Here is an 11030-nt window from a genome sequence, read left to right as displayed (position 1 = left end):
TCACGCCATCGTCGGGATAACGAAGCTGGCACCCTGCCTGGTGCCCGCTGGCCAGCGCGTGGTGACCGTCTTGGTCTTGGTGTAGAACCGGATCGAGTCCGGTCCGTGCTGGTTGAGGTCGCCGAACCCGGACCGCTTCCAGCCGCCGAAGGTGTGGTAGGCAACGGGAACCGGGATCGGCACGTTGACGCCGATCATGCCGGTGTCCACCCGCCGGGTGAAGTCCCGCGCGGTGTCCCCGTCCCTGGTGAAGATCGCCACCCCGTTGCCGTACTCGTGCTCGGTGGGCAGCCGCAGCGCCTGCTCGTAGTCGCCGGCGCGCACGATGGACAGCACCGGGCCGAAGATCTCCTCGCGGTAGATCCTCATGTCCGTACCGACGTTGTCGAACAGACTGCCGCCGAGGAAGAATCCCTTCTCGTGTCCGGGCAACACGAAGTCGCGGCCGTCCACCACCAGTGCGGCGCCTTCGTCCACACCGGACTGGATGTACTCGCGGACCCGGTCCACGGCCTGACGGGTGACCAGCGGCCCGTAGTCGGCGGTCTCGTCCTGGGAGGTGCCGATCTTCAGCGCCCGCACGCGCGGGATCAGCTTGTCCAGCAAGGCTTCCGCGGTCTGCTCGCCGACCGGCACGGCCACCGAGATCGCCATGCAGCGCTCACCGGCCGAGCCGTAGCCCGCGCCGATCAGGGCGTCCACGGCCTGGTCCAGGTCCGCGTCCGGCATGATGATCATGTGGTTCTTGGCCCCGCCGAAGCACTGCGCGCGCTTGCCGTGCGCCGCGGCGGTCGAGTAGATGTACTGCGCGATCTCGGAGGAGCCGACAAAGCCCACTGCCCGCACACGGGAATCGGTGAGCAGCGTGTCCACGGCCTCCTTGCCGCCGTTGACCACGTTGAACACGCCCGGCGGCAGACCAGCCTCCAGGAACAGCTCGGCCAGCCGCAGCGGCACGGAGGGGTCGCGCTCGGAAGGCTTGAGCACGAAGGCGTTGCCGCAGGCGATCGCGGGGGCGGCCTTCCACAGCGGGATCATCGCGGGGAAGTTGAACGGGGTGATGCCCGCGACCACGCCCAGCGGCTGGCGCAGGGAGTGCACGTCGATGCCGGTGCCCGCGCCGTCGGTGAACTCACCCTTGAGCAGGTGCGGAATGCCCGCGGCGAACTCCACGACCTCGAGCCCGCGCTGGATGTCCCCGCGCGCGTCGGGCACGGTCTTGCCGTGCTCGCTGGCCAGCAGCCTGGCCAGCGGGTCCATCTCGCGCTGCACCAGGTCCAGGAAGCGCAGCAGCACGCGCGCGCGGCGCTGCGGGTTCCAGGCGGCCCACTCCTGCTGAGCCCGCTCGGCGTCGGCGATGGCCGCCTCGGTCTCGGCCCGGTCGGCCAGCGGCACCCGCGCCTGGACCTGACCGGTGTTGGGGTCCCACACGTCACCGAAGGCACCAGAGCTGCCCGGAATGTGCTTGCCACCAACGAAGTGCGTCAATTCGCGCATGACTGCCATGCGTGTCTTCTCCATCCTCGTGGACAACACGTGACGGCCACGGCCGGTGTCTGACTCCCGGGGCTGCACCCGGTCACAGTGGCGGGACCGCGCTGGACTCGCACCAGCTTCCCTGCACCGCGGCTCGATTTCGGACCATAGAGTAGGACGTCCGACTATGTCGATGCCGACTGTCGGAACCCTGAGGAGATCCCGGTCACCCCGCGCCGACACACCGCCATCTTGGGTTGCGCACGAGAGCCCACCCCTACATGTAGTATCTGCCGCGTCGATGGTTCGCCGGGCGCTCAACCCGGCGAGGCAAGAGGGAACCCGGTGCGAATCCGGGACTGCCCCGCAGCGGTGAGTGGGAACGACCGCCGTCAGACAGCACTGGGCGTGAGCCTGGGAAGCGACGGCCAGTAGGTCCGGGTACGCCCGGCCGCCCACGAGTCCGAAGACCTGCCATCGGTGTGCGCGCCACCGGCGCGCACGTCCGGTGTCCCGAGGGAGGGCAGCGTGCACAGGTCGCGGCCGCGCCGCGCACTGACGCCGCACCCGCTGGAGACCGGGCCTTTGGTCGGATCGAGCGAGGAGACCGGCGTGACCCAGTTACCACCCACGGGCTGAGCCCGGCTCCCCGCACTCCCCCACTTCACCGGTGGCCGCCGTCCTGGCCACCGGGCGTACACACCTGCCCTGAACAACCTGGAGCTCCCTCATGTCCGTGCAGTCCGAGGCGGGCGGCCGACTGGCCGCCGCCGGCGACACACCCTCGACGGTGCACGTCATCCGCCGCAACGGCGACGTGTCCGCCTTCGACCCCGCCAAGATCTCCACCGCGCTGGCCAAGGCCTGGCTCGCCGTGGAGGGCGCCGAGGCGGGCGCCTCCTCCCGGGTCCGCGAGGTGGTCGCCGAGCTGACCGGCCAGGTCGAGCTGGCACTGATGCGCCACGCCGGGCCCGAGCGCCCGCTGCACATCGAGCAGATCCAGGACCAGGTGGAGCTGGCACTGATGCGCGACGGGCACCACAAGGTGGCCCGCGCCTACGTGCTGTACCGCGAGGAGCACGCCAAGGCCCGCGAGGTGGAGCCGCAGGCGGCGCCGAGCCGCCCGGCGATCTCGGTGCGCCGCCCCGACGGCACGGTCGAGCCGCTGGACGCCGGCCGCCTGGAGCTGGTGATCACCGAGGCCTGCGCCGGACTGGAGGCGGTCTCGGCGGCGGCCGTGCTGACCGAGACCCGGCGCAACCTCTACGACGGCATCACCGCCGAGGAGCTGACCCTCGCGCCGGTGATGGCCGCGCGCACGATGGTCGAGAACGACCCGAACTACTCGCTGGTCAGCGCCCGGCTGCTGCTGGACAAGGCGCGGGCCGAGGCGCTGAGCTACCTCGCCGGCCAGGCGCGCACCGCCAGCCACGCGGAGATGACCGGGCTGTACCCGGGCTACTTCGCCGAGTTCGTGGCCAAGGGCATCGAACTGGGCCAGTTGGAGCCCGAGCTGGGCACCTTCGACCTGGCCCGGCTGGGCGCCGCCCTGCTGCCCGACGGGGACCTGCGGTTCCAGTTCCTGGGCCTGCAAACCCTGTACGACCGCTACCTGCTGCACCACGCGGGCACCCGCTACGAGCTGCCGCAGGCGTTCTTCATGCGGGTGGCCATGGGCCTGGCGCTGCGCGAGGACGACCGGGACGCGCGCGCGATCGAGTTCTACACCCTGTTGTCCAGCTTCGACTTCATGTGCTCCACGCCGACGCTGTTCAACTCGGGCACGACCCGCCCACAGCTGTCCTCCTGCTTCCTGACCACCGTGGACGACGACCTCACCAGCATCTTCCACGGCATCAGCAACAACGCCCTGCTCTCCAAGTACGCGGGCGGGCTGGGCAACGACTGGACCCCGGTGCGCGGCATCGGCGCGCACATCAAGGGCACCAATGGGTCCTCGCAGGGCGTCGTGCCCTTCCTGAAGATCGCCAACGACACGGCGGTCGCGGTGAATCAGGGAGGAAAACGGAAGGGCGCGGTCTGCGCCTACCTGGAGACCTGGCACGTGGACATCGAGGAGTTCCTCGATCTGCGCAAGAACACCGGTGACGACCGGCGGCGCACCCACGACATGAACACCGCGAACTGGGTGCCCGACGAGTTCCTGCGCCGGGTGCGGGCCGACGGCCAGTGGACCCTGTTCTCCCCCGACGAGGTGCCCGAGCTGCACGACAGCTACGGCAACGTCTTCGCGCAGCGCTACCGCGAGTACGAGGCCGCCGCCGACCGCGGTGAGATCAAGGTGTACCGCAGGGTCAAGGCCAAGGACCTGTGGCGGCGCATGCTGACCATGCTGTTCGAGACCGGCCACCCGTGGATCACCTTCAAGGACCCGTGCAACCTGCGTTCCCCGCAGCAGCACTCGGGTGTGGTGCACTCCTCCAACCTGTGCACCGAGATCACCCTGAACACCACGGTCGATGAGGTCGCGGTCTGCAACCTGGGGTCGATCAACCTGGCCCAGCACGTCACCCCGGAGGGCATCGACCACGCCCGCCTGGAGCGCACGGTCCGCACCGCGGTCCGCATGCTGGACAACGTGATCGACGTGAACTTCTACACGATCCCGGAGGCACGCCGGTCCAATCTGCGCCACCGCCCGGTAGGCATGGGCCTGATGGGCTTCCAGGACGCGCTCTACACCCTGCGCCTGCCGATGAGCTCGCAGGAGGCGGTGGAGTTCGCCGACCGCAGCATGGAGGAGATCAGCTACTACGCGATCTCGGCCTCCACCGACCTGGCCGAGCAGCGCGGCCGGTACGAGTCCTTCGAGGGTTCCCTGTGGAGCCAGGGCATTCTGCCGATCGACTCCATCCAGCTGCTGGCCGACGCCCGCGGCGCCGACCTTGAGATGGACCGTTCATCCACTTTGGACTGGGACAGCCTGCGCGAGCGCGTGCGCACCGTGGGCATGCGCAACTCCAACGTGATGGCCATCGCGCCCACCGCGACGATCGCCAACATCTGCGGGGTCGGCCAGTCCATCGAACCGCTCTACCGCAACCTGTACGTGAAGTCGAACATGTCCGGTGACTTCACCGTGGTCAACCCGGACCTGGTGCGCGACCTCAAGCGGCTGGGCCTGTGGGACGAGCTGATGATCAGCGACCTGAAGTACTACGACGGCAGCCTTGGCTCGATCAGCCGGGTGCCCGCCGAGCTCAAGGCGCTGTACGCCACCGCCTTCGAGGTGGACAGCTCCTGGCTGGTGGAGGCGGGCTCGCGCCGCCAGAAGTGGATCGACCAGGCCCAGTCGCTCAACCTCTACATCGCGCAGCCCTCGGGCCGCAAGCTGGACGCGATCTACCAGCTGGCCTGGCTGCGCGGCCTGAAGACCACGTACTACCTGCGTTCGCAGAGCGCCACGCACGTGGAGAAGTCCACCCTGCGCGGCACCGACGGCAAGCTCAACGCCGTCTCCCCGGTCGCGGTCCCCGTGCCCGAGGCCCCCGTTGCCTGCTCCATCACCGACCCCGACTGCGAGGCCTGCCAGTGACCATCGACATGACCGGCCTGGGCAGCATCGACCGCTCGGGCGGACGGGTGTCCGTCGACGAGAAGGCGATGATCAACTGCCGCGCCGACGTGAACCAGCTGCTGCCGCTGAAGTACCACTGGGCCTGGGACAAGTACCTGGCCGGCTGCAACAACCACTGGATGCCCACCGAGGTGTCCATGCAGGCCGACATCGCCCTGTGGAAGTCCGCCGAGGGGCTCACCGCCGACGAGCGGCTGATGATCAAGCGCAACCTGGGCTTCTTCGCCACCTCGGAGTCCCTGGTGGCCAACAACATCGTGCTCGCGGTGTACCGGCACCTGACCAATCCCGAGTGCCGCCAGTACCTGCTGCGCCAGGCCTTCGAGGAGGCCGTGCACACCCACACCTTCCAGTACATCTGCGAGAGCCTCGGCCTGGACGAGGGCGAGCTGTTCAACATGTACCGCGAGGTGCCCTCGATCACCGACAAGGCCGCGTGGGCGCTGGACTACACCCAGCACCTGGAGGACCCGGAGTTCCGCACCGGCACGCCCGAGAACGACCAGGCGTTCCTGCGCGACCTCGTGGCCTTCTACGTGATCTTCGAGGGCATGTGGTTCTACACCGGGTTCGCGCAGATCCTGTCCCTGGGCAGGCGCAACAAGATGGTGGGCATCGCCGAGCAGTACCAGTACATCCTGCGCGACGAGTCGATCCACCTGAACTTCGGCATCGACACGATCAACCAGATCAAGATCGAGAACCCGCACCTGTGGTCGGAGAGGTTCCAGCAGGAGGTGCGCACCATGCTCGCCGAGGCCTGTGAGCTGGAGGTGGCCTACGGCCGGGACACCATGCCGCGCGGGGTGCTGGGCATCAACGCCGAGCTGTGCGAGCAGTACATGCACTTCATCACCAACCGGCGCTGCGCCCAGCTGGGCCTGGAGCCGGTGTTCGGCCCCGCGGAGAACCCGTTCCCGTGGATGTCGGAGGCGATGGACCTGAAGAAGGAGAAGAACTTCTTCGAGACCCGGGTCATCGAGTACCAGAGCGGCAGCTCGCTGGACTGGGACTGATCTCCACTGACACGGCGGGGGCGCACGCGTCCCCGCCGTGTCGGCACGCTCAGCTCGAACAGGGGTCCACGGGGGACCCGTCGCCGACGTAGTTCGCCCACTCCTCGTTGCTGATCGGCGTGCCCCTGGTTTCGCAGACCTGCTTGGCCACGGCCTCGACGTCGTTCTGCCACACCGAGTTCGGTGCGTTGGCCACGCCCGCGGCGACACTGCCGTCGACCGGGTTGAACGCCACCGCGGTGACGTTGTCGGTCGGACCGGAGAAGGTCGCGGTCTGCACCGGGACGCGCGGATCGCTGATGTCCCAAGTGGACACCGTGCGGTCCCAGCTGGCGCTGGCGAGGCGCTTGCCGTCGGCGCTGAGCGCCACGGAGGTGACGGTGTTGGTGTGGTCCTTGAGCGTGCTGAGCACCGAGGGGTGCGCCGGGTCGCTGACATCCCACAGCTCCACCGCGTGGTCGTCGCCCGCGGTGGCCAGCAGGTGTGCGTCCGGTGTGAAGGCGATGCCGCGGATCGGCGCGGCCTGCGAGGTGGCGATGCGCGCCCCCGCCACCGGGTGCAGCGGGTCGCTGACGTCCCAGATGCGCGCGCTGCCGTCGTAGCTGCCGCTGGCCAGGGCCGCCCCGTTGCCGCTGAACACCACGGAGCTGACCACGTCGCCGTGCTGGGTCAGTGGCTGGCCCAGCGGCCGCACGGCGGTCGGGTCGGACACGTCCCACAGCCGGATCTGGTGGTCGTCCCCGGCGCTGGCCACCATGCGGCCGTCGGGGCTGAACGCGACGGACTCCAACTGCCCGGAGGAGGCCGGGATGGTCGCCAACTGCCGGGCGTGCGCCGGGTCGGCGATGTCCCACAGCCGCACGTTGTGGTCGTAGCTGGCGCTGGCCAGGGTCTTGCCGTCGGGGCTGAACACGACCGAGGTCACGGCATTGGTGTGCCCGTCCAGGGTGGCCAGCGCGGCCGGGCGCAGTGGATCGGTCATGTCCCACAGGCGCACCTTGCCGTCGTAGTGGCCGCTGGCGAGCACCTTGCCGGTCTTGTCGTACCCGATGGCCCAGCCCGACTGCGCGTGCCCGTTGACCTCGGCGGCCCGCACGTCCCACACCGTCACCGCCCAGTTGGCCGCGCCGGTGACGATCCGGGTCCCGTCGGGGCTGAACACGACCGCCCGCACCGTCGCGGGCGCGGTGAACGAGGCGACCTGTAGTTGTGCGGCCACGTCCCACAGGCGGGTTTCGTGATCGTCGCCCGTGGCGGCCACGGTCCTGCCGTCGGGACTGAACGCCACCGCCTCCAGGAAGCTGGTCGCCTCGGTCAGTTTGGCCTTGAGCGTTCGGTCGGCGGTGTTCCAGAGCCGGACGGTCAGGTCGTAGCTCGCGCTGGCCAGCGTCGTGCCGTCGGGACTGAACGCCACGGCGGTCACGGCGTTGGTGTGGTCGGTCAGGGTGGCGACCGGACTGCCGTCGGCTGCGTTCCACAGTCGGACCGTGTTGTCGTACGCCCCGCTGGCGACCAGCTTGCCGTCCGGGCTGAACGCCACCGAGGTGACCGCCTTCGCGTGCCCGGTGAGCGTGGCCGCGAGTTGGATGTGCGAGCCGTCGACCCGCCAGAGCCGGACGGTCTTGTCGGCGCTGGCGCTGGCCAGCAGCTTGCCGTCCGGGCTGAACGCGACCGCGACGACGGTGTCGGCGTGGCCGCTGCCGGTCGCCAGCGCCACCGGGCTGTGCGGATCGCTCACGTCCCACAGCAGGACAGAGCCCCCGGCCACACCCGCGGCGAGGCGCCTGCCGTCAGCGCTCAGCGCCACCCCGTAGGCGGCGGTCGGGGTCCGCACCGTGCTCAGCGCGGTCCGGGACTTGCCGTCCCACAGCCGCACCGTCTTGTCCTTGCTGGCACTGGCGATCAGGGTGCCGCTGTAGGCGAGGGCGGCCACGGCGTCGGTGTGCCCGAGCAGCCTGGTCGCCTCGGGCGCACCGGAGGTGGTCAGCAGGCTGCTGCGGGCCTCGGTGGTGGGCGAGATCCGGTACGCCGCAAGGCTGAGCTGCGCGGCCAACGCAGGGTCGGCCCCCCGCAGCGAATTCGCGCGCAGCGCCACCTGGCGCGAGGTGGCGTTCGCGCGCTCGTCCAACGCGGTGCTCCGTTCAACGAGCGCGAACACCGTGGCGGAGACCGCGACCAGCAGCAAAACGGTCAGCGCGGCCACCAGTTGGCGAAGGCGCCTGGTCCGGCGCACGGCGGTCTGCTGCTCGGCCTCCTCCCGGCGTGAACTGGCGTCGAGCAGTTCCCGCTCGACCGGGGCCAGCGCGCCCTCGTCGGCCAGGTTGTCCGCCCAGTTGCGCGCGATGACCAGGCGGGCACCCCGGTACAGCGCCGAGTCGTCGCGGCCCTCGCGCTGCCAGGACTGCGCGTCCTGGGCCAGCTGCTGGTGCAGCCGCAGGCCCTCCCGGTCGTCGGCGATCCACTGCCGCAGCCGGGGCCAGGACCGCAGCAGCGCCTCGTGGCTGATCTCCGCGGTGTTCTCATCCAGGGTGACCAGGCGGGCCCTGGCCAGCGCGTCCAGTACGGCGGCCGCTGTCTCCGGGTCACCGGAGCTCTCGATCAGGCTCGTGCGGTCCACGCGCCACCGAGTGACCTCCACCCCCTCCCCGACGTGCACCATGCGCAGCAGCATCCGGCGGACCAGGTCCCGCCCGAACGGGTCAAACCGCTCGTAGGTGGCGTCCGCGGTGGTGGCGATCGCCCGGTGGATGCCGCCGACCCCGGCGTAGCCGTGCAGGGTCAGCCGGTTGCCCTCGCGGACCTGCCAGGTCGCCAGCAGCGTGTGGGCCAGCAGCGGCAGGATGCCGCCCGCGTCCTCCTCGGCGCCCAGGTCGCGCAGCAGCAGTTCGCTCAGGCCGGGCTCCAGTTCCAGCCCGGCCAGTTCCGCTGGGCGCTCGATGGCCTCGCGCAGCTCGACGGCGGTCATCGGCCCCACCACCAGTGAGCGCTCCAGCGAGGCCACCAGCTCCGGGTAGCGGGCGCAGTGGCCGTAGAAGTCGGCGCGCACGGCGAGGACCACCGACGCGGGCGCGGCGGGCGGCGCGCTCAACGCGCTCAGCGCCCGTACGAAGGTCCGGCGCTCGCTCTCGTGCTCGCACTGGGTGAAGAGCTCCTCGAACTGGTCGATCACCACGACCAGCCGCTCGGTACGCGCGTTGTCCCCGTCCGCCAACAGGTCCCGCAGCTCGCTGGACTCCTCCTTCACGAGGTGCAGCACCTCGGTCACCGGCCTGCCGGTGGCCTGCGCCAGCGCCGAGGCCAGCGCCTCCACCGGCTTGTTGCCCGGGGTGAGTAGCAGCCAGGACCAGCGCCGGGGCGTGGCCAGGTCCATGCCCTCGATCGTGGGCACCAGCCCGGCGCGCAGCAGGGAGGACTTGCCGGAGCCGGAGGCGCCGACCACGGCGATCGGGCCGTCCGCGCCCAGCCGGTCCACCAGGGTCGCGGTCAGCTGCTGCCGTCCGAAGAAGTACTGCGCGTTGCCGACCGAGAAGGCCATCAGGCCCGGGTAGGGGCTGCGGGTGGTGCGCGGCCTTGCCGGGCCCTGAGGTTCGGGGTCCGGTGCGGCGGCGGGCGCGTGCCGGGTCACCGGGCGCGCGGCCGGACCGCCCAGGCCCGGGTCGCTGTCCAGGATGCGCTGGTACACCTGCTGCACCTCGGCGCTGGGGCTGACCCCGAGTTCCTCGGCCAGCATCCGGCGCAGCCGGTCGTAGTGCTCCAGCGCCTCGGCCTGCCGCCCGCCCCGGAACAGCGCGACCATCAGCAGCGCCCGCATCCGCTCGCGCAGCGGGCGTTCCGCCACCGCGGCGGCCAGGTCCGCGACCACATCGGACTCGCGGTCCAGTGACAGCAGCGCGTCGGCGCGGTCCTCCACCGCCGACAGCCGCAGTTCCTCCAGGTGCTTGCGCTCGGTCTCGGCGAACGGGCCGGGGATACCGGCCAGCGGCTCGCCCTGCCACAGGCTCAGCCCCTTGTCCCACTGGGCGATCGCCGCGACCACGTCGTTCTCGGCGCGCAGCCGGGCCGCCTGCTGGAAGGCGTCCTCGAACTGCCACACGTCGTGGTTGTGCGGTTCCAGTTCCAGCCGGTAGCCGGAACCGACGCTGGCCAGCACCGAGTTCTTGGCGGAGGTGCGCTGCTCACCGGCCAGGCTCTGGCGCAGCATGGAGACGTAGGTGTGGATGATGCCGCGCACGCTGCCGGGCGGCTGCTCACCCCAGACCCCGTCGATCAGCTCGGTCCGGGAGACGACCTGGTTGCGGCGGATCGCCAGCTGCACGAACACGGCCCGCTGCTTGGGTGGCCCCAGTTCCAGCTCACGTCCGTCCATGGTCGCGCGGACCACGCCGAGCAGGTTCACGTGCAGCATTTCCGGAGTCTATTCCGGAAGTCGCCACTCTGATCAAGGTTTCGCAACGGTTGTTCCCCGTGCGTGTTCGTAATGACTCTCACGTTTCCCGGTGCGCCACAGACAGCGGGGCTCGCGGGTGGTCCACCCGCGAGCCCCGCTGTCCGCTACTCGACCTACAGGGACACGCCCTGGTCGCGGGCGACATCGGCCACCAGCTGGCGGATGCGCAGCACCTGGCCGCCGGTCAGCTCTGGCATGCGCTCCAGCAGGGTCTCGGTCAGCTCCACGGAGAACCCGGAGCCCCCGCCCGACCCGCTCGGCCGACGACCGCCGACGGCGCGGACGTCCACGGCCTTCAGGCCGCGGTTGCCCTCCTCGATCTCGAACTCCACCGCCGTGCCCGGCTTGAACGCCGACTTCTCGTCCAGCAGGTCGTTGGCGTGGACGAACACGTCCTCACTGCCCGCATCGGGCGCGATGAACCCGAAACCCCGATCGTCGTCGAACCGCAAAATCCGCCCGGTAGCCACCTGCACCACTCTCATTCCCACAT

General features: G+C 70.2%; 5 protein-coding genes and 2 riboswitches. Of the genes, 2 read left to right on the top strand and 3 right to left on the bottom strand.

Annotated elements, in window-relative coordinates:
- Positions 1-1497: a CoA-acylating methylmalonate-semialdehyde dehydrogenase gene (locus KALB_RS16295; RefSeq protein ID WP_025356777.1), complete on the bottom strand. Its 1497-nt coding sequence runs from the start codon at positions 1495-1497 to the stop codon at positions 1-3.
- 33 nt (positions 1498-1530) lie between these two features.
- Positions 1531-1661: riboswitch (cobalamin riboswitch) on the bottom strand.
- A 100-nt stretch (positions 1662-1761) separates the two neighbouring features.
- Positions 1762-1969, top strand: a riboswitch (cobalamin riboswitch).
- 237 nt (positions 1970-2206) lie between these two features.
- Here KALB_RS16295 and KALB_RS16290 point away from each other — a divergent pair.
- Positions 2207-5032: a ribonucleoside-diphosphate reductase subunit alpha gene (locus tag KALB_RS16290; protein WP_025356776.1), complete on the top strand. Its 2826-nt coding sequence runs from the start codon at positions 2207-2209 to the stop codon at positions 5030-5032.
- A gap of 8 nt (positions 5033-5040) precedes the next feature.
- A complete protein-coding gene (locus tag KALB_RS16285; RefSeq protein WP_030108172.1) occupies positions 5041-6090 on the top strand; it encodes a ribonucleotide-diphosphate reductase subunit beta in 1050 nt (349 codons plus the stop codon).
- 49 nt (positions 6091-6139) lie between these two features.
- Here KALB_RS16285 and KALB_RS16280 read toward each other — a convergent pair whose 3' ends face one another.
- Both KALB_RS16280 and KALB_RS16275 read right to left on the bottom strand, forming a co-directional pair.
- A complete protein-coding gene (locus tag KALB_RS16280) occupies positions 6140-10495 on the bottom strand; it encodes an nSTAND1 domain-containing NTPase (protein ID WP_052360461.1) in 4356 nt (1451 codons plus the stop codon).
- 155 nt (positions 10496-10650) lie between these two features.
- Entirely contained in the window at positions 10651-11022 is a 372-nt protein-coding gene (locus tag KALB_RS16275; protein ID WP_236650270.1) for a cold-shock protein, read from the bottom strand.
- Positions 11023-11030: the final 8 nt, after the last annotated feature.

Source organism: Kutzneria viridogrisea DSM 43870, from assembly GCF_000525635.1.
GTDB classification, from domain to species: Bacteria; Actinomycetota; Actinomycetes; order Mycobacteriales; family Pseudonocardiaceae; genus Kutzneria; species Kutzneria viridogrisea.
The sequence above is the reverse complement of the archived record's forward strand: the minus strand, read 5'-3'. Positions and strand labels throughout refer to the sequence as shown.